We start from the raw sequence: 24,091 nt of genomic DNA, 5'->3' as shown, positions 1-24,091 counted from the left end.
AACGTCAGTGCGCGCAGTCAGCGTGTGCGCTTAGCGCGAGCCGCGCACGCGCCGCAGTTCGTCGAGCACGAGCAGCACCGCCCCGACGGTAATCGCGCTGTCGGCGAGATTGAACGCCGGCCAGTGCCACGTGCGCACGTGGAAATCGAGGAAGTCGATCACGTGGCCATACGCGAGCCGGTCGATCACGTTGCCGAGCGCGCCGCCGAGAATCAGCGCGAGCGCCGTGCAGAACATTTTCTGCCCGCCGTGGCGCTTGAGCAGATAGCAGATCACCAGCGCGGCCACCACGCCGAGCGCGGTGAACGCCCAGCGTTGCCAGCCGCCCGCCATGGCGAGGAAGCTGAAGGCCGCGCCGCGGTTGTACACGAGGATCAGATTAAAGAACGACGTGACCTCGTGCGCGACACCGTAGGCGAACACTTTCTGCACCGCGATTTTCGTCAGCTGATCGAACAGGATGACGATCAGCGCGACGCCCAGCCAGGGCGCCAGCGAACCGTTTGCAGCAGATGTTTTCGACGCGGTTTTCGACATGGTTCTGGCCATTATGCCGCGCTCCTGATTTCACCGTTGCCGAACAGATTGCTGAAGCAGCGGCCGCACAGCGTGGGGTGTTCGGCGTTCGCGCCGACGTCCGCGCGGTAGTGCCAGCAACGTTCGCACTTCAGATACTTCGAGGCGATGACTTCGACGCCTTCTTCCGCTTCGCTATCCACCTTCACCACGCTTGCCGCGGACGTGATCAGCACGAACTTCAGGTCGTCGCCGAGGCTCGTGAGCGCGTCGTAGCGTGCGCCGCTCGCGCGGATTTCAACTTCCGCCTGCAACGACGAGCCGATCAGGTTCGCCACGCGCGCTTCCTCGAGCGCCTTGGTCACGTCGCTGCGTGCGGCGCGCAGGAGCGTCCATTTGTCGAGCAGAGCACCGGCTTCCGGCACGGCCGGGAACGCGTGATACGTCTCGGTGAAGATCGTTTCGCTATTCGGCTGGAAGATCTTCCACGCTTCTTCGGCGGTGAACGACAGGAACGGCGCCATCAGACGCAGCAGGCCGTGCGCGATGTGATACAGCGCGGTCTGCGCCGAGCGGCGCGCGACGGAGTCCGCGGCGGTCGTGTACAGGCGGTCCTTCAATACGTCCAGATAGAAACCGCCGAGGTCTTCCGAGCAGAACGTCTGCAGCTTGGCGACCACCGGGTGGAATTCATACTTGTCGTAGTGCGAGAGGATGTCGTTCTGCAGATTCGCCGACAGCGCCACCGCATAGCGGTCGATCTCGAGCCAGTCTTCGACCGGACGCGCGTTTTTCTCGAAGTCGAAGTCCGACAGATTCGCAAGCAGGAAGCGCAGCGTGTTGCGGATACGGCGGTAGCCTTCCGTGACGCGCTTCAGGATTTCCTCCGAGATCGCCAGTTCGCCCGAGTAATCGGTCGACGCGATCCACAGGCGGATGATTTCCGCGCCGAGGCGGTTCGCCACTTCGTGCGGATCGACACCGTTGCCGAGCGACTTGCTCATCTTGCGGCCTTCGCCGTCCACGGTGAAGCCGTGCGTGAGCAGCGCGTTGTACGGCGGACGGCCGTCGAGCATCGAAGCGGTCAGCAGCGACGAATGGAACCAGCCGCGGTGCTGATCCGAGCCTTCCAGATACAGGTCGGCCGGAAATTGCAGTTCGTCTTTATGCGAGCCGCGCAGCACGTGCCAATGCGTGGTGCCCGAATCGAACCACACGTCGAGCGTGTCGCGGTTCTTTTCGTACATGTTGGCGTCGTCGCCGAGCAACTCGCGCGGGTCGAGCGTTTGCCATGCTTCGATGCCGGCCTTTTCCACACGTTGCGCGACTTCTTCAAGCAACTCCAGCGTACGCGGGTGCAGTTCGCCGGTTTCCTTGTGCACGAAGAACGCCATCGGCACGCCCCATTGGCGTTGGCGCGACAGTGTCCAGTCCGGGCGGTTGGCGATCATGCTGAACAGACGCTGCTTGCCCCACGCGGGATAGAAGGCGGTGTTCTCGATGCCTTCCAGCGCGGTTTCGCGCAACGTCTTGTCGGTATCGTTCGGCTTCACGTCCATGCCGGCGAACCATTGCGAGGTCGCGCGGTAGATGATCGGCGTCTTGTGGCGCCAGCAGTGCATGTAGCTGTGCGTGTACTTCTCGGTGCGCATCAGCGTGCCGGCGCCTTGCAGCGCTTCAACGATCTGCGGGTTGGCCGCCCAGATCGACAGGCCGCCGAACAGCGCGAGCGATTCGATATAGCGGCCGTCGCCCATCACCGGATTGATGATGTCGGAATCCGCCATGCCATGCGCCTTGCACGACACGAAGTCTTCCACGCCGTACGCCGGCGACGAGTGCACGATACCCGTGCCCGTTTCGGTCGTCACGTAGTCGCCGAGATAGACCGGCGCCGTGCGTTTGTAGCCCGGATGCGCGGACGCGAGCGGGTGATGGAAGCGCAGATTGACGAGCTTCGCACCCGGCGTGGTGGCGACGATCGTGCCTTCGAGCCCGTACAGCTTCAGGCACGCTTCAACGCGCTCTTCAGCAAGGATCAGCAGGCCGCGCGGCGTGTCGACCAGCGCGTAGACGATTTCCGGATGCAGGTTCAGCGCCTGGTTGGCGGGAATGGTCCACGGCGTGGTGGTCCAGATCACAATGCCGCCTTCGTTGCGCGGCAGCGCATTCAAACCGAACGCTTGCGCCGTTTTTTCGGGCTCGGCGAAGCTGAACAGCACGTCGATGGTCGGATCGGTCTTGTCCTTGTATTCGACTTCCGCTTCGGCGAGTGCCGAGCCGCAGTCGAAACACCAGTTCACCGGCTTCAGGCCGCGGAACACATAGCCTTTCTCCATGATCTTCGCGAGCGCGCGGATTTCGCCGGCTTCGTTCGTGAAGTTCATGGTCTTGTACGGATTGTCCCAGTCGCCGAGCACGCCCAGCCGCCGGAAGCCGACCTTCTGCTTCTCGATCTGCTCGGTCGCGTAGGCGCGCGCCTTCTGCATTACTTCGGCGGCCGGCAGCGACTTGCCGAACTGCTTTTCGATCTGGATTTCGATCGGCATGCCGTGGCAATCCCAGCCCGGTACGTAGACCGCGTCGAAGCCCGCCAGATTGCGCGCCTTGACGATCATGTCCTTCAGGATCTTGTTCACCGCGTGGCCGAGGTGAATGTCGCCGTTCGCATACGGCGGGCCGTCGTGCAGGATGAACTTCTTGCGGCCCTTGGAGGCGGCGCGGATCGTTTCGTAGACCTTGCGCTCCTGCCATTCCTTGACCCATTGCGGCTCGCGCTTGGGCAGGTCGCCGCGCATCGGGAATGGCGTGTCGAGCAGGTTGACCGGGTAGCGTGACTGCGGTTTCGAATCGGCTTTCTTATTGCTCATGATGAGGTCGCGGTGAATTCTTTCTATGCGCGGTAGCGCGCGGAATGCGCACGATGCGCGAGGGCGTTGGGCGCGCCCGGCAGGCATGTCGCGTGATCCACGGACGCCCTTCGATGCGCGCGGCGAGGGTCCACGCACGCGGCGCTTGAGCGCCTGCATGGACCACGGCGGTTATCTAATTCGGTCGGTGGCCGAGGTGGCGAAGCCGGTGGAGCGGCTGCCCGGCGTGCCGGCGCCGACAGCCGCGAACCACGCGCGCGCGTTGACGACGTCGCGCTTGATGGCGGCGGTTAGCGTTTCGAGGTCGATGTACTTTTCCTCGTCGCGCAGCTTCTTCAGGAATTCGACGCGCACGAGTTTGCCATATGCGTCGCCATGCCAGTCGAGCAGGTGAACTTCGAGCAGCACGCGGCCGGAATCGTCTACCGTGGGACGCAGGCCGAGGCTCGCGACGCCCGGCAGCGGCTCGTCCGCCACGCCGTGCACGCGCACCACGAAAATGCCCGCGAGCGCCGGGCGCTTGTGAGCGATCGGCACATTGAGCGTGGGGAAGCCGAGATCGCGGCCGAGCTTCATGCCGTGCACGACATGGCCGCTGATCAGATAATCGCGGCCCAGCGCGGCACGCGCCGAGTCGAGGTCGCCCGCCACCAGCGCGGCGCGCACGCCAGAGCTGGAAATGCGCGCGCCCGACGGATCGGCCACCGTGGCCATCTGCTCGACTTCGAAACCGTACTGCTGACCCGCCGCCTTGAGCGACCCGAAGTCGCCCGCGCGCTTCGCGCCGTAGCGGAAGTCGTCGCCGATCATCACCCAGCGCGCGTGCAGTCCGTTGACGATGATCCGTTCGACGAACGTGTCCGGCGACTGGCTCGCGAACGTGTGATTGAAGTGCTCGACGACCACCCGATCGACGCCGTTGGTGCGCAGCGCCTCGAGCTTGTCGCGCAGCATGGCGATACGCGGCGGCGCGCCCGCCGGGTTGAAGAACTCGCGTGGGTGCGGCTCGAAGGTCATCACGCAGACGGGCAGGCCGCGCGCGTCGGCAGCCGCGCGCACGTGGGCGAGCAAAGCCTGATGGCCGCGGTGGACACCGTCGAAGTTGCCGATGGTCAGTGCGCAGGGCGCACGGCTTTCAGCATTGGGAAGACCGCGGAAGACTCTCACGATAGCGGGTTTGAGATGGAGCGGGCGGGGTGCCGCAAAACAAACGATTATAAACGTTCAGCGCAGTGGACGGCGGCGCGTCGCGGTTTCGGTGCCCCCGAATGATAAAATCCGCGGATGAAAAAACTCGTCATCCTGATTTCCGGACGGGGAAGCAACATGGAAGCCATCGTTCGAGCCTGCTCGAACGAGGCCTGGCCGGCGCAAGTCGCCGCCGTGATTGCCAACCGTCCCGACGCCGCGGGCCTTGCGTTCGCGGCGTCGCACGGCATTGCCACGGCGGTGGTCGACCACCGCCAGTTTCCCGACCGCGACAGCTTCGACACCGCGCTGGCCGAACAAATCGATAGTTTTGCGCCCGACCTGGTCGTGCTTGCTGGATTCATGCGGGTGCTGACGGCCGGTTTCGTCGATCATTACGCCGGGCGCATGCTGAACGTGCATCCGTCGCTGCTGCCGAGCTTTCCGGGCCTGAAAACCCATCAGCAGGCGCTCGACGCGGGCGTGCGGCTGCACGGCGCGTCCGTGCATTTTGTTACGTCGCAACTGGATCATGGGCCGATCGTCGCGCAGGCGGCGGTGCCCGTCGAGACGGGCGACACCCCGGCCATGCTCGCCGAACGCGTGCTGGCAACCGAACACATCATTTATCCACGCGCGGTGCGCTGGTTCGTCGAAGGGCGCCTTGCTCTGGACGGCCTGCGCGTCACGCTTACGCCGCCGGAGCCGCAATGGCTCTTTGCCGGTCACACCGCCGGAGAGGGCGCATGAGATTGCATGGTTTTTTGATTGGACAAACTGAGACTTTGTTGGCTGAAGTCCTAAAACTGACCGGCCCGGCCGATGCCACCACCAGCCGTTTCTTCCGCGCTCATCCAAAGCTCGGTCACGGCGAGCGCGGCGTGATCGCCGAGGCCGTTTTCGCGGTGCTGCGCCGCCGGATGGAATTCGCCCATCTGGCCGAAGGCGGCGCGGGCAACCCGGCGCGCCGCATGGCATTGCTCGGCCTGATGCAGACGGCGGGGCGCAATGCGCTCAAGCCGTTCGTGTCGGAACAGGAGTTGAGCTGGCTCGAACATGTGTCGAAGATCGACCCGGAAAGCCTGCCGCTGCGGATTCGCCTGAATCTGCCTGACTGGATCTATCAGGCGCTGGCCAAGCGTTTCGAACCCGCCGAACTGGCGCAACTCGCCGCGGCGCTGAACTACCCGGCGCCGCTGGATCTGCGCGCGAACCCGATCAAGGCCAGCCGCGACGACGTGTTGAACGCGCTGTCGAAGGCCGGCATCGAGGGCGGCGCGACGCCGTTCGCGCCGTTCGGCGTGCGCGTGGTCGGCAAGCCGCCGCTCACCAAGCTCGACGCGTTTCAGCACGGCTGGGTCGAAGTGCAGGATGAAGGCAGCCAGTTGCTCTGCTCGCTGGTCGCGCCCAAACGCGGCGAGATGATCGTCGACTTCTGCGCCGGCGCGGGCGGCAAGACGCTGGCGCTGGGCGCGGCAATGCGCTCCACCGGACGGCTGTACGCCTTCGACATCTCCGAGCGGCGTCTCGCCAAGCTCAAGCCGCGGCTTGCGCGCAGCGGTTTGTCGAACGTGAACCCGGTGCTGATCGACAGCGAACACGACGCCAAGATCAAGCGGCTCGCCGGCAAGATCGACCGCGTGCTGGTCGACGCGCCGTGCAGCGGCTTGGGCACGCTGCGCCGTAATCCGGATCTGAAGTGGCGCCAGTCGCCGGAATCGGTGGCCGAACTGGCGCCGAAGCAGGCATCGATTCTGGCCAGTGCGGCGCGGCTGGTGAAAAAGGGCGGGCGGCTCGTCTATGCCACCTGCTCGATCCTGGAAGCGGAAAACGAAGCCGTGGTGCAGCAATTCCTCGCCGACCATCCGGATTTCGCTCTGGTGCCTGCGCGCGACGTCCTGGCCGAGCAGCGTATCGATCTGGAAATGGGCGATTACCTGTCGCTGTGGCCGCACCGCCACGCGACCGACGGCTTCTTCGCCGCCGTGCTGGAACGCCAGAGCTAAGCGCAACAGGCTTTTGCCGGCGCATCCGGGTTCGATTCATCAACCTGTCCGTGCGTCGGCGATTGCGGCGACATCATGCAAAACCGTCTCTTCCCTCATATGTTCAGCGACCTCGGGCGCGACTTCGGTCAGCCCGTGATGCTGTGGCAGGTCGGCGTGCTGGCCGCGACCCTCGCGGGCGCGTGGCTGCTCGCGCGCGTGTTGGATCTACGCCGCCAGACGCGTTACCAGACGCTGCGCTTCGGCGCGGAAAGCCTGAATCGCGCGTTCTTTCCGCTGATCGGCGCGGTCCTCGTGTGGCTTGCACGATCGATCACCGGCCAGTTCATGCACACCGCGCTGCTCGATCTGGCTTTGGTGCCGCTGTTTGGCATCGGCTTGATTTACATCGTATTTTTCTTCGCGCGACGGGTTTTCAGTCACGACGGCGAGACGCATCCGCTGCTTTTCCTCGTCGAGAAAATCGTCTCGGCGGTGGTCTGGGTCGGCATGGTGCTCACAGTCATGGGCATTCAGGACGACGTTGTCGCGTGGGCGGCCGGCGTGCATTTCAGCGTCGCCAACGCGCATCTGACGCTGCTCTCGCTCATCTCGGGTCTGCTGTGGGTGTGCGTGACGATGATCGTCGCGATGTGGCTCGGCACCACGTTCGAAGACCGCCTGATGCGCTCGAAGACGCTCGACGCCAACCTGAAGGTCGTGGTGGCGCGAGTCGGCCGGGCGGCGTTCGTGCTGGCCGCGGTGCTGATCAGTCTGTCGCTGGTCGGCATCGACATCACCGTGCTGGGCGTGTTCGGCGGCGCGTTGGGTGTCGGGCTTGGCTTCGGCCTGCAGAAGATTGCGAGCAACTATGTGTCGGGCTTCATCATCCTGATCGACCGCTCGCTGCGTATCGGCGACACGATCAACGTAAGCGGTTTGCAAGGCATGGTGACGCAGATCCGCACGCGCTACACGGTGGTGCGCGGGCTGGACGGCATCGAAACGCTGATTCCGAACGAAAAGCTGATTACGGACGTGGTGCAGAACCAGTCGTCTTACCTGACGCGCGGCCACGCGAAAGCGGCCGTGCAGGTCGCCTACACGTGCGACGTCGACCAGGCCATGACCTTGCTTGCTCAAGCCGCGCAGGGCGTGCCGCGGGTGCTGCAGGAGCCGGCGCCGACGGCTTATCTGGCGGGTTTCGGCTCGGACGGTATCAACCTCGAACTGGGCTTCTGGATCGAGGATGCGGCGACCGGCACTTCGGGCGTGCGCTCGGCGGTCAACCGCAATATCTGGCGTCTGTTCTCCGAACACGATATCGCCATTCCGTTCGCGCAACGCGAAGTGCGAATAGTCGGCAATGTCAGCGACGTTATGCCGCAGTCGGTAACAATGACCGCCGCGGCAGTCAATCCGTCCGACAGCACCCGCTGACGGGCACTCTACGCGCGCCGATGGGTCTATCAGAGACCTTTGGCGCGTTCCATCTGTTGATCCCGCACAAAAAATCCCTATTTGTTACAAACACTTGGAACGCTTCAAGTAGAATACCGTCCAATCCCGCTGTATGCTTTCACTTTCTTGACGCGCGCATTTTGCGTGTGTCTCGTGTCTCTCGTTCCACAGGTAAATTGCCTTGTTGAATTCTTTGCTCGACTTCCTTGCCCACGGTCTGTTGCACTTCTCGTGGTGGCAACTTGTGCTGTACACGGCGATCGCGACGCACATCACGATCATCGGCGTGACGGTCTATCTGCATCGCTGCCAGGCGCACCGCGCGCTGGAGCTGCATCCGGTCGTCAGTCATTTTTTCCGTTTCTGGCTGTGGATGACCACGGGCATGTTGACCGGCCAGTGGGCCGCGATTCACCGTAAGCACCACGCCAAGTGCGAGACCGAAGAAGATCCGCACAGCCCGCAAACGCGCGGTATCTGGAAGGTGCTGCTCGAAGGCGCGGAACTGTATCGCGTCGAAGCGAAAAACGAAGAAACCATGCGCAAGTTCAGTCACGGCACGCCGAACGACTGGATGGAACGCAACGTGTACACCAAATACCCAATCCTCGGCGTGAGCCTGATGATGGTGCTGAACGTCGCGCTGTTCGGCGTCGTCGGTCTGACCATCTGGGCCGTGCAAATGGTGTGGATCCCGTTCTGGGCCGCCGGCGTGGTCAACGGTCTCGCGCACTTCTGGGGCTATCGCAACTTCAACTCGTCGGATGCGAGCACCAACATCTTCCCGTGGGGCATCATCATCGGCGGTGAAGAGTTGCATAACAATCACCACACGTATGCGACGTCGGCCAAGCTGTCGAACAAATGGTACGAGTTCGATATCGGCTGGATGTATATCCGTATCATGTCGGCATTCCGTCTGGCCAAGGTGAAGAAGGTCGCGCCCACGCCGCGTCTGACCACCGGCAAGCTGGTGCTCGATCAGGACACGCTGCAAGCCGTGCTGGCCAACCGCTACGAAGTGATGGCGCGTTACGGCAAGGCGCTCAAGCGCGCCTATCGTCAGGAACTGGCGCATTTGAAGGAAGTCGGCGCGCGCGAGAAGTATCAGGTCATGCGTGGTGCGCGTAGCTGGTTCCACAAAGAAGAAGCAGGTCTGGACGAGCCGCAGAAACGTCAGCTGCCGCAAATCTTCGCGAACAGCCAGAAGCTCAAGACCTACATCGACATGCGCAATGAGCTCGCCGCCATGTGGGAGCGCTCGAATGCATCGCGCGATCAGTTGCTGATCCAGTTGCAGGACTGGTGTCACCGTGCTGAGCAGAGCGGTATTAAAGCGCTGCAAGAGTTTGCGATGCGACTGCGTCGTTATGCCTGATAGCGAAATCCATTAAAATCTCTGTACGTCACAAAACCCCGCGTTGGCGGGGTTTTGCTTTTTGGGCCGCGGAAACTGCAACGACACGCGATTGACAGTCCGCGGCGGCAGAGCGAAGGCAGAGGAGATCATGGATCAGCAGGCGATCAGGACCGTCGAATACGACCGGCCGCAGGCACAGGGCACGACCTGCGGAATCGGGCAGGCGTGGGCGAAGGTGCCGGACAGGCCGTCGGCGGAAGAGAAGGTAGCGCTGAAGGCACGTATCCGCGCATTGCTCAAGCGCGAGAAAGCGGTGCTTGTCGCGCACTATTATGTCGATGCGGAATTGCAGGAACTGGCCGACGAGACCGGCGGTTGCGTGGCCGACTCGCTGGAAATGGCGCGCTTCGGGCGCGATCATGCTGCGCAGACGCTAGTCGTCGCGGGCGTGCGTTTCATGGGCGAGACGGCAAAAATCCTCAGTCCCGACAAGCGCATTCTGATGCCGGATCTCGATGCGACCTGTTCGCTCGATCTCGGCTGCCCGGCCGACGAATTCTCCGCTTTTTGCGACGCGCACCCAGACCGCACGGTGGTCGTGTACGCGAACACGAGTGCGGCGGTGAAGGCGCGCGCGGATTGGATGGTGACGTCGTCGATCGGTCTGGAAATCGTTGCTGATCTGCACGCGCGCGGCGAAAAGATCATCTGGGCGCCGGATCGGCACCTTGGCAGCTATATCCAGAACAAGACCGGCGCGGACATGCTGCTGTGGCAAGGTTCGTGTCTTGTGCACGACGAGTTCAAAGGTATCGAACTCGATCTGCTGCGCGCCGAATATCCGGGCGCCAAAGTGTTGGTGCACCCGGAGTCGCCAGCTAATGTGGTCGCGCAAGCGGATGTGGTGGGATCGACCACCCAGTTGATCGACGCGGCGCAAAAACTCGACGCGACGCATTTCATCGTGGCGACCGATCTCGGTATTCTGCACAAGATGCAGCTCGCCGCGCCCGGCAAGACCTTGATTGCCGCGCCGACGGCCGGCAACAGCGCGACCTGCAAGAGCTGCGCGCATTGCCCGTGGATGGCAATGAACGGCCTTGCGAATCTGGCCGAGGTGCTCGAGCGCGGCCACAACGAAATTTTCGTCGATCGTGCGATCGGCGCGCGCGCGCGTTTGCCGATCGACCGGATGCTGGACTTCGCGGCGCGCCATAAGAAGCGCGTGCAGGCAAGCGGCGATCTCGCGCGCGACACGCAACTGTATTCGAACGTGGGGGCGGCTTAATGGGCGCGGTAGAAGGCAACAAGCTCGAAGCGGTGTCGCCGCTGTTCGCTGAAATTTACGCGCAATACGGCGTGGCGTTTGACGCCGCGCTCACGCGCAACGTGACCGATGCACTGGCCGAAGATATCGGCGCGGGTGACCAGACGGGTCGCCTCGTTCCCGCTGACGACGTGCGTGACGCACGCATCATCGTGCGCGAAGATGCGGTGCTGTGCGGCGTGCCGTGGTTCGAAGCGGTGATGCGCCAGGTCGATCCGCGTATCGAAGTCCAGTGGCGTTATCGCGAAGGCGATCTGATGACGGCCAATTCAACGGTCTGTGAAATGCGCGGCCCCGTTCGCGCGTTGTTGACCGCGGAACGCAACGCGCTGAACTTCCTGCAATTGCTGTCGGGCGTGGCGAGCGCTACGCGCCGCTATGTCGATGCCGTCGCGCATACGCGAACGCGCATTCTCGACACGCGCAAGACCTTGCCGGGCTTGCGGCTCGCGCAGAAGTACGCCGTGCGCGTGGGCGGTGGGGCGAACCAACGGCTCGCGCTGTACGACGGTATTCTCATCAAGGAAAACCACATTGCCGCGGCCGGCGGTGTGGGCGCGGCAATGGACGCGGCGCTGGCGCTGAATGCTGGCGTGTCGATCCAGATCGAAGTCGAGACGCTCGAGCAGTTGGAAACGGCGCTGGCTCATCGCGCGCAATCCATTCTGCTGGACAATTTTTCATTCGATGCCATGCGAGATGCCGTGGACATCACGGCGGGGCGAGCAGTGCTGGAGGTATCGGGCGGCGTGAACTTCGACACGGTGCGCACGATTGCGGAAACCGGCGTCGACCGCGTGTCGATCGGTGCGCTGACCAAAGACGTTCGCGCAACGGATTACTCGATGCGAATCGTCTGACGCCCAGGCTCGCAATCATTCATGTCCAATCGGACAAAAGGCCATCGCCGGATCATTTCGGCGATGGCCTTTTCGCATCGGCTTGTCTCGATCACACGTTGCGATTGCGCACATGCTCAGGCGAAAGCACGGTCGGCAGCGCCTTGGGCAAGGTCGCCGGCCAGTCACGGCTGAAGTGCAGGCCGCGGCTCTCGCGCCGCGAACGCGCGCCTTCGACGATCAGCGAAGCCACGTCGACCAGATTGCGCAATTCGAGCAGGTCGCGGCTCACCTTGAAGTTCGCATAATACTCGTGGATCTCGTCGCGCAGCAGGGCGAGCCGATGCTTCGCTCGCGCGAGCCGCTTGTCGGTCCGTACGATACCGACGTAATTCCACATCAGGCGGCGCAGTTCGTCCCAGTTGTGCGCGACCACGACTTCTTCGTCGGGATCGGACACGCGGCTTTCGTCCCAGTCCGGCAGCGGGGCGTGGACGGCGGCACTAAACCCTTCTTCTTCGATAGCCTGCGCCGCGGAGAGGCCGATCACGAGGCACTCCAGCAACGAATTGCTGGCCAACCGGTTCGCGCCGTGAAGGCCGGTGCATGACGTCTCGCCGACCGCGTAGAGGCCCGCGAGATCCGTGCGGCCCGCCAGATCGGTGACGACGCCACCACACGTGTAGTGTGCAGCCGGCACGACCGGAATGCCCTCTTTGGTGATATCGATGCCGAATTCCTGGCAGCGCGCCAGAATCGTCGGGAAGTGTTCACGCAGGAATTCGGGCGACTGGTGGCTAATGTCGAGATACACACAGTCGATGCCGCGCTTCTTGATTTCGAAGTCGATCGCTCGCGCGACGATATCGCGCGGCGCAAGTTCAGCGCGTTCGTCGTGATTCGGCATGAAGCGCGTGCCGTCGGGCAATTTGAGAATGCCGCCTTCGCCACGCACCGCTTCTGAGATCAGGAATGATTTTGCATACGGATGGAACAGGCAGGTCGGATGGAACTGGATGAATTCCATGTTCGACACGCGGCAACCAGCCCGCCACGCCATCGCGATGCCGTCTCCCGTCGCAGTGTCGGGATTCGTGGTGTAGAGATAGACCTTGCCCGCGCCGCCCGTGGCGAGCACCGTATGCGGTGCTTCGATCGTGACCGTGCGTCCACTTTGCAGATCCAGCGCGTACAGGCCGTGACAACGACGACCCGGCAAGCCGAGACGGTCGGACGTGATGAGGTCGATGGCGTAGTGATCTTCGAGCAGCGTGATGTTCGGGTGGCGGCGCACGCGCTCGCTGAGCGTGGCCACCACGGCATGGCCGGTTGCATCTGCCGCATGAATGATCCGGCGATGGCTATGGCCGCCTTCGCGCGTGAGGTGGAAGCCGAGCTCGGCGTCGTCGTCTTTGGTGAACGGCACGCCTTGCGCGATCAACCATTCGATCGCCGCGCGACCATGTTCCACGATGAAACGCGTGGCTGCTTCGTCGCAAAGACCGCCGCCGGCGATCAGCGTATCGCGTACGTGATTTTCGATGCTATCCGCCGAGTCCAGAACTGCGGCGATGCCGCCTTGCGCCCAGTCGCTTGCGCCTTCAGTCATCGATCGCTTGGCGACCACCGCTACACGACGTGTTTCCGCCAGATTGAGCGCGACGCTCAAGCCAGCCAGACCGCTACCGACAATCGCCACATCGAATTCCATTGCCTACATCTCCGTCTTTTCGTTTTGCGGTGACGGCGTGCCATTCGCTCGCCGCTAAAACGAGAAAGGATACGCGCCGCAATGGATGAGGGAAAGCTGGCCGAATGGCATAAGACTATTCGGTAAGCGAATATGCATCGATAGCGGCACACATGCAAAAATAAGTGCACGCCGAAAACAAAAAAGCCCCGCACGAATGCGAGGCTTTTTGCATGTCTTTGCCTTCGTCAGGCAGGAGCCAAGATTTATTTAATCTTGGTTTCCTTGTACTCAACGTGCTTACGGACGACCGGATCAAACTTCTTGATCAGCATCTTTTCCGGCATGTTGCGTTTGTTCTTCGTCGTCGTGTAGAAGTGACCCGTGCCTGCGGTCGATTCCAACTTGATCTTGTCGCGTGCGCCTTTTGCCATGATTTACTCCTTAGGCTTCGCCGCGTGCGCGCAGATCTGCGAGCACGGAGTCGATACCGTTCTTGTCAATCAAGCGCAGACCAGCGTTCGAAATGCGCAGACGCACGAAACGGTTTTCGCTTTCCACCCAGATACGGCGGCTTTGCAGGTTCGGCAGGAACCGGCGCTTGGTTTTGTTGTTCGCGTGGGAAACGTTGTTGCCGCTCATCGGCGCTTTCCCAGTTACTTGGCATACGCGTGCCATGAGAGCACTCCTAATACGCTAATTCTGAGTTCGAACGCCGTGAAAGTTTCCCGAAAAGACTCGCGCTGAGCTTGTGACACAACTCTAGGCACGTTTCCTTTCCGGAACGCCTTGGTGGCTTCGGAACAGGGGGTTGGAAATAGGCAAACCGGAATTATAGCGGAAAAAAAGCCGCAAAATCAAACCTTATTTGCGATGCCGGACCCGCCGTGGCATCTGCGCGACCCTGATTCGCGCCTTCTCACGGCCAGCCGGCGCGGGCAAACGAGTAAACGCTGTCGACGCCGACAACCAGATGATCGACCAGTTGCACGTCGATTAGTGTCAGGGCGTCGCGCAACGTATGCGTCAGGCGGTGGTCGCTTGCGCTCGGCTGGACGGCGCCCGAAGGGTGATTGTGCGCGACGATCAGGCTGGCCGCGTTCAGGCTCAGCGCGCGCCGCACGATCTCCCGTGGATACACGGCCATGCGCGTGAGCGTGCCGTGCGCGCTTTCCTCGCAGTGTATCAGTCGATGCCGCGCGTCAAGGAAGAGCGAGACGAAAACCTCCAGCGGACGCCCGCCGATGCGCAGACGCAGGTAATTTTCCACGGCTTCGGGTGAATTCAACAGCGAGCGTGAGCGCAGCTTATCGACTAACGAACGGCGCGCCATTTCCATAATGGCGAGCAATTGCGCTTTTTTCGCCGGGCCGACGCCGCGCAGGCCGTCGAAATCCGTGTAGGTCGCGTCGAGCATGGCGCGCAGCGAGCCAAAACGGTCGAGCAACTCACGCGCGACGCTGAAGACGTCGTGACCGGGCAGGCCGGAGCCGAGTATCAGCACGATCATTTCGGTATCCGACAACGCGCCGGGCCCTTTCTTCAGCAACCGCTCGCGCGGCATATCGTCTTTAAGCCATTTGCCCCGCAGAAGCGGCGAGGGCGATGGTGCGCCGCAAGCCGTTCCGTTGGGCGGCTGCGACTTGGTGGCGGGCGCCTCCAGGGCTGCCTCGTCAAACAGGGTGGCGTCATCTGCCATATATAGAGTGTCCTCCGCTTCGGGTTTTGGGCGCCACGACGCGAGCCGCCGCTCGCCATGTGGCTTACAATAGACGCTTTGCGCACGGCACCCGACGGTTTGCCACACGCGTCGACTGCGCCAGCGGCGCACGCGTGCAGCGCGCTTCGACTGAGCGAGCATTGCATGAGCATCATCGACATTTCCGAAGTGAAACCCGGTTCACATGTGACGCTTCACTACCGGCTTTCCCTTGCCGATGGCGCCGAAGTCATCAATACGTTTAACGACAAACCGGCCACGCTGCTGCTGGGCGCGGGCCAACTGGCGCCGCCGCTGGAAGATATTTTGCTCGGTTTGAAGGTGGGCCACCATTCGACCTTTCAGCTAACGCCGGGGCAGGCGTTCGGTCCCCGCAATCCGGAACTGATCCAGCGCGTGTCGCTGGCCACACTGCGGGAAAACAGCATGATCGGGGAGGATTTTTCGCCGGGCGACCTGGTCGAATTCAACGCACCGGGCGGCGGCCGTTACGCCGGCGTCCTGAAAGAAGTCGGCGAAACCTCGGCTCTGTTCGATTTCAACCACCCGCTTGCCGGCCAGGCGCTGGCGTTTGAAGTGAAAATCATCGGGATTCTGTAAACATGAGCACCACGGATACGACTCTTGCTGAAACCGAGATCCTGCTGGCGCAGCCGCGCGGGTTCTGCGCCGGCGTCGACCGGGCTATCGAGATCGTCGAGCGGGCCATCAAGTTGCACGGCTCGCCGATCTACGTTCGTCACGAAATCGTCCATAACGCCTACGTTGTCGAGGATCTGCGCAAGAAAGGCGCGATCTTCATCGAGCGGCTGGAGGAAGTGCCGGCCGGCAATACCGTCATTTTCAGCGCACACGGCGTGTCGAAGGCCGTGCGTTCGGAAGCCGAGTCGCGCGGGTTGCGCGTGTACGACGCGACGTGTCCGCTCGTGACCAAGGTGCATATCGAAGTCGCGAAGATGCGCCAGGACGGCTTCGACATCGTAATGATCGGCCACAAAGGCCATCCCGAAGTCGAAGGCACGATGGGGCAGGCGGGCGAGGGCATGCATCTGGTGGAAGACATCGAAGACGTGCAGGCCTTGCAGCTGGCCGATCCCGAGCGGATTGCCTTCGTCACGCAAACCACGCTCTCGGTCGACGACGCCGCCGAGATCATCGGCGCGTTGAAGGCCAAATACCCGGCCATCCGCGAGCCGAAGAAGCAGGACATCTGCTACGCCACGCAAAACCGTCAGGACGCGGTGAAGTTCATGGCGCCGCAGTGCGACGTCGTGATCGTGGTCGGCAGCCCAAATAGTTCGAATTCCAACCGGCTGCGCGAGTTGGCCGAAAAGCTTGGCGTGCCTGCCTATATGGTGGACTCGCCCGATCAGATCGATCCGGTCTGGGTCGAAGGCAAGCGCCGCATCGGCGTGACGGCCGGCGCTTCGGCGCCGGAAGTGCTGGCGCAGGCGGTGATCGCCAGGTTGCGTGAACTCGGCGTGCGCAACGTGCGCGCGCTGGACGGCATCGAGGAAAACATCGCGTTTCCGTTGCCGCGCGGGCTGGGTTTGCCAGCCTGACAATCTGCCAACTGCTGAAAGAAAAGCGCGCCCGAGGGCGCGCTTTTTTTATCTCCAGCCGTCATCAAGCCTATCCATAATAAAGTGCCAGATCACAAGAAAGTGCCGGTTTTGGCGTCTGCGCGCACAAATTTTTTTGAAAAGTGATCCGGTTTTTTATAGATTTATATGTGATGCGGCCCCGTTTTATATGACTTAAAGCAGTCGGCGGTTTTTTGACGCACTAAGATAGTGCGTGTATCGCCATAGTCACTAAAACGTAATACCTAAGGCGAAGCGCGCTGTCACCGGGGCTCGGCGAAATTCGCCGCAACACTTGATGCCATTGGGTGCGACGCTGGTGCAACTGATGCACGGAAAACTATCGCAACCGGGTTGCGCCTTTTAGGGGATTTCGCTCTCAAAATAAGGTTGCAATGCAGGAAAACCCTGCCGGTTCAACAATATTGCCCGTCGCAAAATTGGAGTTACAATGCGCGCGTTCTCAAGGCCTTAGGGCCCTGAACGATAGTTTCTGGAAGGTGCGGGAGACCTACTTAATGCGAGTCAGATTTGCTTACGCCGTGTCCATCGCGGCCGCGGTTGCGATGTTGACCGCGTGCGGCAAGAAACAGGATGGCGAGGCGGGAGCGGGTGCGTCGGCGGCTACGGTCGCGGCGGCGCCGGCGAGCGAAGCGACTGTCGTGAAGATCGGTCATGCGGCCCCGTTGACCGGGCCCATTGCTCATCTTGGCAAAGACAATGAAAACGGCGCGCGTTTGGCGGTCGATGAAATCAACACCCAGGGTTTGACTATCGACGGCCGCAAGATCCAGCTGCAGCTCGACGCGCAAGATGACGCCGCGGACCCGAAAACGGGCACGGCGGTCGCCGAAAGATTCGTCGACGATCATGTCGTCGCCGTGGTCGGCCACTTGAATTCGGGCGTCTCGATCCCGGCGTCCAAGATATATAGCGATGCCGGGATCCTGGAAATCTCGCCGTCGTCAACGAACCCGGGGTACACGCAACAAGGTTTCAAGACGACTTATCGCGTGGTGGCGACCGATGCCCAGCAGGGGCCGGCGCTTGCCAATTACGCAACGAAAGTGCTCAACGCGAAACGCATTGCGATCGTCGACGACTCGAGCGTCTACGGCAAGGGTCTAGCTGACGAGTTCGCGAAGACAGTACAGGCGAGCGGGGCAAAGGTCGTTGCGCGCGAAACCACGAATGACAGGGCTACGGAGTTTCAGGCCGTCCTTAAAAAGATCAAGCGTGTTCAGCCGGACGTGATCATGTTCGGCGGCATGGACGCAACGGGCGGGCCGTTTACCAAACAGGCGGCGGCGCTCGGTATCAGGGCAAAAATCCTTGGCGGCGACGGTGTGTGTACCGACAAGGTGGGTGAGCTGGCGGGAACCGCCGTGCAAAACCTGGTCTGTTCGGAAGCAGGACTTGCGCTTTCGAAAATGGACAAGGGAGCGGACTTCGAAAAGAAGTACGTGGACCGCTTCCACACACCGGTGCAGATTTACGCGCCATTCACGTATGACGCTGTATACGTGATTGTCGATGCAATGAAGCGCGCTAATTCGATCGAGGCGCCCAAGGTGCTGGCTGCGATGCCGTCGACGGATTACAACGGGGTAATCGGTCACATCGCGTTCGACGACAAGGGTGATTTGAAAGAGGGCGCCATTACGCTTTACGACTTCAAGGACGGCAAAAAAGCGGTTCTCGACGTCGTGAAGATGTGATGACGGGACGTTCAGCCTGACGGCACCGAAACCACCCAACGGTGCCGTTTTTGCATCCGCCGAAGGCAAGCCCGCGACTGTCATCCAGTCGCCCAGGTGAACCGGCAGCGGATAACCCTTACCGGTCTTTTACATCAGTACCCGCAGTGCCGTTGAGATTGGCGTACCGCATCACCGCCCACCGGCTGATGAAGAACGCGAATCCAGTCGCACGGGCTAAGGAGCATTAAATGGATATTTTCATCCAGCAGGTCCTCAACGGGCTGGTGCTTGGCAGCGTTTACGCCATCATCGCACTGGGCTATACGATGGTTTACGGCATCCTGGGCATCATCAACTTCGCTCACGGCGATGTGTTGATGGTGGGCGCGATGGTTGCGCTCTCAGCCATAGGCGTGCTTCAGAACCACTTCCCCGGCCTCGGCAATGTGCCGACGCTCATCATCGCGCTGATCATTGCGGCCATTGTGTGCGCGGCGGTCGGCTACACGATCGAGCGCGTGGCCTACCGGCCGTTGCGCAAAGCGCCGCGTCTCGCCCCGCTGATCACCGCGATCGGCGTGTCGATCCTGCTGCAAACCCTCGCGATGATGATCTGGTCGCGCAACCCGCTGCCGTTCCCGCAGCTGTTGCCCACCGACCCGCTCAACGTGATCAAGGCCACCGACACGACGCCTGGCGCCGTGATCTCGATGACTGAAATCGTGATCATCGTGGTGGCGTTCCTCGTGATGGGCGGCCTGCTGCTGTTGGTCCACAAGACCAAGCTCGGCCGCGCCATGCGAGCCATCGCTGAAAACCCGGGCAATGCCTCGCTGATGGGCGTGAACCCGAACTTCGTGATCTCGGCCACCTTCATGATCGGCTCGGCGCTCGCCGCACTGGCCGGCGTGATGATCGCGTCGGAATACGGCAACGCGCACTTCTATATGGGCTTCATCCCCGGCCTGAAGGCCTTTACCGCAGCGGTGCTCGGCGGTATCGGCAATCTCGGCGGCGCGATGGTGGGCGGCGTGATTCTTGGGCTGATCGAACAGTTGGGTGCCGGCTATATCGGCAACCTCACTGGCGGTGTGTTCGGCAGTAACTATCAGGACGTGTTCGCTTTCATCGTGCTGATCATCGTGCTGGTGTTCCGTCCGTCGGGCCTGCTTGGCGAACGTGTTGCGGATCGCGCCTGATCCCGGGAGAAAACAGACATGACCTCAATTCAACCGATCGAGCCGTCCACGACGCTCATCCCTGAAAAGAACCTGACGAAGACGTTGACCGTCGGCATCATCACCGCGATCTTCGTGATCGCGGCACCGATGATCATCGGCACCGCAGGCGGCAACTACTGGGTCCGCGTGCTCGACTTCGCGATGCTGTATGTGATGCTCGCGCTCGGCCTCAATGTGGTGGTCGGCTTCGCCGGCCTGCTCGACTTGGGCTACATCGCGTTCTACGCGGTCGGCGCTTACACGTCCGCGCTGCTGAGTTCGCCGCATCTGTCCTCGCAGTTCGAGTGGATCGCGCATCTCGCGCCGAATGGCCTGCACGTGCCGTTCCTGATCATCGTGCCGTGCGCGATGGCCGTCGCCGCGTTCTTCGGCGTGATTCTCGGCGCACCGACGCTGCGTCTGCGCGGCGACTACCTCGCCATCGTGACGTTGGGCTTCGGGGAAATCGTGCGGATCTTCCTGAACAACCTCGACCGTCCGGTGAACATCACCAACGGCCCGAAGGGGATCACGGGGATCGACCCGGTGCACGTCGGCGACTTCAGCCTTGCGCAAACGCACTCGCTGTTCGGCTTCCAGTTCCCGTCGGTGTACTCGTACTACTACCTGTTCGTGCTCGCCGCGTTGCTGGTGATCTGGGTGTGTACGCGCCTGCAGCACTCGCGTATCGGCCGTGCATGGGCCGCGATCCGCGAAGACGAAATCGCCGCCAAGGCGATGGGCATCAACACCCGCAACGTGAAGCTGCTGGCCTTTGCGATGGGCGCGTCGTTCGGCGGCCTGTCGGGCGCGATGTTCGGCTCGTTCCAGGGCTTCGTGTCGCCGGAATCGTTCACGCTGCCGGAGTCGATCGTGGTGCTGGCGTGCGTGGTGCTGGGCGGCATGGGCCACATTCCCGGCGTGATTCTCGGCGCGGTTCTGCTCGCGGTGCTGCCGGAATTCCTGCGCTCGACGATGGGCCCGCTGCAGAACATGGTGTTCGGCCACGAAATCGTCGATACGGAAGTGATCCGTCAGCTGGTCTACGCACTCGCGATGGTGCTGATCATGCTGTACCGCTCGGAAGGCTTGTGGCCGTCGCCCAAGCATGAAGACAAGATCGCGAAACTGTCGAAGCGCAGCGGCAAGAAGCCGGTGCGCGCCTAAGCACCGCCGGAGAAAAAACATGAGCGATAACATTCGACTGTCGGTGAAAGGGGCCAACAAACGCTTCGGCGGTTTGCAGGCGCTGTCCGACGTCGGGCTTGAAATCAAGTCCGGCCAGATTTACGGTTTGATCGGCCCGAACGGCGCCGGCAAGACGACCTTCTTCAACGTGATCACGGGCCTGTACACGCCGGATTCGGGCGAGTTCAAGCTCGACGGCGAGAACTACACGCCGACCGCGGTGTATCAGGTGGCGAAAGCCGGCATCGCGCGCACGTTCCAGAACATCCGTCTGTTCGGCGGCATGACCGCGCTGGAAAACGTGATGGTCGGGCGCCACGTGCGCACCAAGCACGGCCTGCTGGGTGCGGTGTTCCAGACGCCGGCCGAGCGCAAGGAAGAGCGCGAGATCAAGGAACGCGCGATCGAACTGCTGGAATACGTGGGCATTGCGCAGTACGCGGACTACACGTCGCGCAACCTGTCGTACGGCCACCAGCGTCGACTGGAAATCGCGCGCGCGCTGGCAACCGATCCGAAGCTGCTCGCGCTGGACGAACCGGCCGCCGGCATGAACGCGACGGAAAAGGTCGAGCTGACCAAGCTGCTCGACAAGATCCGCGCGGACGGCAAGACGATTCTGCTGATCGAGCACGATGTGAAGCTCGTGATGGGTCTGTGCAACCAGATGACGGTGCTCGACTACGGCAAGGTGATTGCGCAAGGTCTGCCGCAGGACGTGCAGAAGGATCCGAAGGTGATCGAAGCTTATCTGGGTGCGGGGGTCCACTAATGGCTACAGCAATGTTGAAAATCAAGGGCCTGCAGGTCAATTACGGTGGCATCCAGGCAGTCAAGGGGATTGACCTCGAGGTTGCGCAGGGCGAGCTGGTCACACTGATCGGCGCGAACGGCGCGGGCAAGACCACGACAATGAAGGCGATCACCGGTCTCAAGCCGTACACGATCGGCGACATCGAGTACATGGGCGAGTCGATCAAGGGCGTGCCGCCGCATCTGCTGCTCAAGAAGGGTCTCGCGATGGTGCCGGAAGGGCGCGGCATCTTCGCGCGCATGTCGATCGTCGAGAACATGCAGATGGGCGCTTATCTGCGTACGGATACGGACGGCATCAAGGCGGACGTGGATCGCATGTTCGGCTTCTTCCCGCGTCTGAAAGAACGTGCGGCCCAGTACGCCGGCACGCTTTCGGGCGGAGAACAGCAAATGCTGGCGATGGCGCGCGCGATCATCTCGCGTCCGAAGCTGTTGCTGCTGGACGAGCCGTCGATGGGTCTGTCGCCGATCATGGTCGAGAAGATTTTCGAAGTGGTGCGGGCGATCTCGGCTGAAGGCATGACCGTGCTGCTGGTCGAACAGAACGCGCGTCTCGCGCTGCAGGCGGCGAATCGCGGCTACGTGATGGACTCGGGTCTGGTCACGATGTCGGGTGACGCGAAGCAGATGCTGGATGATCCGAAAGTGCGGGCGGCGTATTTGGGTGAATGAGTTGGGCGAATGAGTCGGGTGAATAAGCCCGTTTAGTTTGCTCTGCCTACGAAAAAGGCCGCATGCGCGAAAACGCATGCGGCCTTTGTCTATTTGGCGTGGCTCGAATCAGGCGGCAGGCACCGCGTCCGCAAACTCACCCAGACGCTTGCCGAGGCTGATCACAGCATCGGCGCGATAACCGAGCGCCTCGTAAAACGCACGGACGTCGGCTTTCGCGGACAACACCTGCAGATTCAGCTTCGGACAGCCTCGCTCCGTCAACGCGTTTTCGACATGCGCGACGAGCCGCGTGCCGATCCCGTGACGACGCAGCGACTCATCCACCGCGAGCGAATACAGCCAGCCGCGGTGGCCGTCATAGCCGCCCATCACCGTGCCGACGATGCGCTCGTCGAGCACCGCGACAAAGAACAGTTCCGGCTGCGTCGCCAGCTTGTTGGCGATCGACAGATGCGGATTGCGCTGCGGCCTCGTGACGTCCCGGTACTCGGGGAAGGCTTGCTGCCACAGTGCGACCACGACATCGGTGTCGCTCGCTTCGAAGCGGCGGATCGATAGCGTTGCGCTCGTCGTCATACGCGCGGTCCTGTTCGGTTACAGCGTGTCGAGAATCGAACGCAACATCGCCATCATCTGGTCGATTTCTTCGTTCGTCACGTTCAGCGCCGGCATGAAGCGCAGCAGGTTCGGACGCGCCGCGTTCAGCAACAGACCGTCGGGCTGCATGTCGCGCGCCTTTTCGACGATCTGGTTGCCGATGTCCTTGCCGAGCAGCAGCGCGCGCAGCAACCCTTCACCGCGTTCGCCCTTGAAGCCGCGCTCTTCCGACAACTCCAGCAGCTTCGCGCGCAGATACTCGCCGCGCGCCCGCACGCCTTCGAGGAAGCCCGGCGCCGTGAGTTGCGAAATCACCGAGTAGCCGACCGCGGTCATCAGCGGATTGCCGTTGTAGGTGCCGCCCTGGTCGCCCGCTTCGAATATGGCGACCTCCGCCTTCGAGAGCAGTGCCGCGAGCGGCACGCCGCCGCCGATGCCCTTGCCGAGCGTCATGATGTCCGGCTCGATGCCCGACAGTTCGTACGCGAACAGCGTGCCGGCACGGCCGCAGCCGCTTTGGACTTCATCGACGATCAGCAACAGGTTGTGCTTCTTCGTCAACTCGCGCAGTTGCTGCATGAACTCGCGGGTGGCGGGAATCACGCCGCCTTCGCCCTGAATCGGTTCCAGCATCACGGCAACGGTTTTCGCGTTGATCAGTTTTTCCACCGACGCGATGTCGTTCAGGTCCGCCTTCGGGAAGCCCGGCACTTGCGGTGCGTAGATCGTGTCCCAGCCCGGCTTGCCGCTCGCCGACATGGTGGCGAGCGTGCGGCCGTGGAAGCTGTGATCGAACGTGATGATCTCGAACGCGCCGTCCTTGAATTTCTTACCCCACTTGCGGGCGAGCTTGATCGCGCCTTCGTTGGCTTCGGCGCCGCTGTTCGCGAAGAACACTTTGTCGAAGCAGCTATGTTGCGTGAGCAGGTCGGCGAGCTGCGCCATCGGCTGGTTGTAGAAAGCCGGCGATGGGTTGATCAGCAATTGCGCCTGCTTGTTCAGCGCTTCGATCATGCCGTCGTTGCAATGGCCGAGGCTGTTGACCGCCCAACCCTGGATGAAGTCCAGATATCGCTTGCCGTTGTTGTCGTAGAGCCACGAGCCTTTGCCGTGCGTGAAAACGATTTCGGGCCGGTTCGTGATGTACATCAGCGACTCGATCGGATATTCATTGAAATTCATGACGGCAGGCTCCAGACAGCAGGGGTGAAGGGTAGATGAAGATTGGCCAACTACGAACCAGCGGCCGAAAAACAGAAAAGCCACGGCATGCCGTGGCTTTCATGATTCGAACAGCTCGCGCCCTGGTGCGGCGCGAATCCGTGACGAAGCCAGCGGCGTCCCTAGGGGAGCGGC

Annotated in this window: 22 protein-coding genes; 13 read left to right on the top strand and 9 right to left on the bottom strand. The window is 61.9% G+C overall.

The window, feature by feature from the left end:
• Positions 1-30: 30 nt before the first annotated feature.
• From lspA to B0G73_RS22185, 3 genes are all read right to left on the bottom strand, one after another.
• Positions 31-537: a signal peptidase II gene (gene lspA / locus B0G73_RS22195; RefSeq protein ID WP_106283460.1), complete on the bottom strand. Its 507-nt coding sequence runs from the start codon at positions 535-537 to the stop codon at positions 31-33.
• Between the two features lie 11 nt (positions 538-548).
• A complete protein-coding gene (gene ileS, locus B0G73_RS22190) occupies positions 549-3,386 on the bottom strand; it encodes an isoleucine--tRNA ligase (protein ID WP_106283419.1) in 2,838 nt (945 codons plus the stop codon).
• A 171-nt stretch (positions 3,387-3,557) separates the two neighbouring features.
• Entirely contained in the window at positions 3,558-4,553 is a 996-nt protein-coding gene (locus tag B0G73_RS22185) for a bifunctional riboflavin kinase/FAD synthetase (protein WP_106283418.1), read from the bottom strand.
• A gap of 117 nt (positions 4,554-4,670) precedes the next feature.
• Between B0G73_RS22185 and purN the strand changes: the two genes are divergently transcribed.
• From purN to nadC, 6 genes are all read left to right on the top strand, one after another.
• On the top strand, positions 4,671-5,324 hold the full coding sequence (gene purN, locus B0G73_RS22175; RefSeq protein WP_106283417.1) for a phosphoribosylglycinamide formyltransferase: 654 nt from the start codon (positions 4,671-4,673) through the stop codon (positions 5,322-5,324).
• Entirely contained in the window at positions 5,321-6,580 is a 1,260-nt protein-coding gene (locus B0G73_RS22170; RefSeq protein WP_106283416.1) for an RsmB/NOP family class I SAM-dependent RNA methyltransferase, read from the top strand. The genes purN and B0G73_RS22170 overlap by 4 nt, the downstream gene beginning before the upstream one ends.
• A 75-nt stretch (positions 6,581-6,655) precedes the next feature.
• Positions 6,656-7,999, top strand: a complete 1,344-nt coding sequence (locus tag B0G73_RS22165) for a mechanosensitive ion channel family protein (protein ID WP_106283415.1) — start codon at positions 6,656-6,658, stop codon at positions 7,997-7,999.
• 202 nt (positions 8,000-8,201) lie between these two features.
• Positions 8,202-9,398, top strand: a complete 1,197-nt coding sequence (locus tag B0G73_RS22160) for a fatty acid desaturase (RefSeq protein WP_012434118.1) — start codon at positions 8,202-8,204, stop codon at positions 9,396-9,398.
• A 130-nt stretch (positions 9,399-9,528) separates the two neighbouring features.
• Positions 9,529-10,668 carry a quinolinate synthase NadA gene (gene nadA / locus B0G73_RS22155; protein WP_106283414.1) on the top strand — a complete coding sequence of 380 codons (1,140 nt, stop codon included), beginning with the start codon at positions 9,529-9,531 and terminating at the stop codon, positions 10,666-10,668.
• Positions 10,668-11,567 carry a carboxylating nicotinate-nucleotide diphosphorylase gene (gene nadC, locus B0G73_RS22150; protein ID WP_106283413.1) on the top strand — a complete coding sequence of 300 codons (900 nt, stop codon included), beginning with the start codon at positions 10,668-10,670 and terminating at the stop codon, positions 11,565-11,567. The genes nadA and nadC overlap by 1 nt, the downstream gene beginning before the upstream one ends.
• A 91-nt stretch (positions 11,568-11,658) precedes the next feature.
• Here the strand turns inward: nadC and nadB are convergent, their stop codons facing one another.
• The 4 genes from nadB to radC all read right to left on the bottom strand — a co-directional run bounded on the left by nadB (position 11,659) and on the right by radC (position 14,935).
• The gene (gene nadB / locus B0G73_RS22145; protein WP_106283412.1) at positions 11,659-13,257 is read right to left on the bottom strand and encodes an L-aspartate oxidase; all 1,599 of its coding nucleotides are present in this window, start codon (positions 13,255-13,257) and stop codon (positions 11,659-11,661) included.
• Positions 13,258-13,502: 245 nt separating this feature from the next.
• Positions 13,503-13,670: a 50S ribosomal protein L33 gene (gene rpmG, locus B0G73_RS22140; protein WP_007180630.1), complete on the bottom strand. Its 168-nt coding sequence runs from the start codon at positions 13,668-13,670 to the stop codon at positions 13,503-13,505.
• Between the two features lie 10 nt (positions 13,671-13,680).
• A complete protein-coding gene (rpmB, locus tag B0G73_RS22135; RefSeq protein ID WP_012434114.1) occupies positions 13,681-13,914 on the bottom strand; it encodes a 50S ribosomal protein L28 in 234 nt (77 codons plus the stop codon).
• Between the two features lie 241 nt (positions 13,915-14,155).
• Complete coding sequence (radC, locus tag B0G73_RS22130) at positions 14,156-14,935, bottom strand: DNA repair protein RadC (protein WP_106283411.1); 780 nt, start codon at positions 14,933-14,935, stop codon at positions 14,156-14,158.
• 165 nt (positions 14,936-15,100) lie between these two features.
• On the opposite strand from radC, the gene B0G73_RS22125 reads away from it, so the two are divergent.
• From B0G73_RS22125 to B0G73_RS22095, 7 genes are all read left to right on the top strand, one after another.
• A complete protein-coding gene (locus B0G73_RS22125) occupies positions 15,101-15,556 on the top strand; it encodes a peptidylprolyl isomerase (protein ID WP_106283410.1) in 456 nt (151 codons plus the stop codon).
• 2 nt (positions 15,557-15,558) lie between these two features.
• Positions 15,559-16,518, top strand: a complete 960-nt coding sequence (ispH, locus tag B0G73_RS22120; protein WP_106283409.1) for a 4-hydroxy-3-methylbut-2-enyl diphosphate reductase — start codon at positions 15,559-15,561, stop codon at positions 16,516-16,518.
• Positions 16,519-17,057: 539 nt separating this feature from the next.
• Positions 17,058-18,257 (top strand): branched-chain amino acid ABC transporter substrate-binding protein, encoded by a 1,200-nt coding sequence (locus B0G73_RS22115; RefSeq protein ID WP_106283408.1) that lies wholly within the window; start codon positions 17,058-17,060, stop codon positions 18,255-18,257.
• Positions 18,258-18,487: 230 nt separating this feature from the next.
• Positions 18,488-19,438, top strand: a complete 951-nt coding sequence (locus B0G73_RS22110) for a branched-chain amino acid ABC transporter permease (protein ID WP_012434109.1) — start codon at positions 18,488-18,490, stop codon at positions 19,436-19,438.
• An 18-nt stretch (positions 19,439-19,456) separates the two neighbouring features.
• On the top strand, positions 19,457-20,626 hold the full coding sequence (locus tag B0G73_RS22105) for a branched-chain amino acid ABC transporter permease (protein ID WP_106283407.1): 1,170 nt from the start codon (positions 19,457-19,459) through the stop codon (positions 20,624-20,626).
• A gap of 19 nt (positions 20,627-20,645) precedes the next feature.
• A complete protein-coding gene (locus tag B0G73_RS22100) occupies positions 20,646-21,419 on the top strand; it encodes an ABC transporter ATP-binding protein (RefSeq protein ID WP_106283406.1) in 774 nt (257 codons plus the stop codon).
• Positions 21,419-22,135, top strand: a complete 717-nt coding sequence (locus B0G73_RS22095; RefSeq protein WP_012434106.1) for an ABC transporter ATP-binding protein — start codon at positions 21,419-21,421, stop codon at positions 22,133-22,135. The genes B0G73_RS22100 and B0G73_RS22095 overlap by 1 nt, the downstream gene beginning before the upstream one ends.
• Before the next feature lie 108 nt (positions 22,136-22,243).
• Here B0G73_RS22095 and B0G73_RS22090 read toward each other — a convergent pair whose 3' ends face one another.
• Together B0G73_RS22090 and B0G73_RS22085 are read right to left on the bottom strand one after the other, a co-directional pair.
• Positions 22,244-22,714 (bottom strand): GNAT family acetyltransferase, encoded by a 471-nt coding sequence (locus B0G73_RS22090; protein ID WP_106283405.1) that lies wholly within the window; start codon positions 22,712-22,714, stop codon positions 22,244-22,246.
• 18 nt (positions 22,715-22,732) lie between these two features.
• Entirely contained in the window at positions 22,733-23,917 is a 1,185-nt protein-coding gene (locus B0G73_RS22085) for an acetylornithine transaminase (protein WP_106283404.1), read from the bottom strand.
• Between the last annotated feature and the right edge of the window lie 174 nt (positions 23,918-24,091).

The organism is Paraburkholderia sp. BL25I1N1, from assembly GCF_003002025.1.
Classification (GTDB): Bacteria; Pseudomonadota; Gammaproteobacteria; order Burkholderiales; family Burkholderiaceae; genus Paraburkholderia.
The sequence above is the reverse complement of the archived record's forward strand: the minus strand, read 5'-3'. Positions and strand labels throughout refer to the sequence as shown.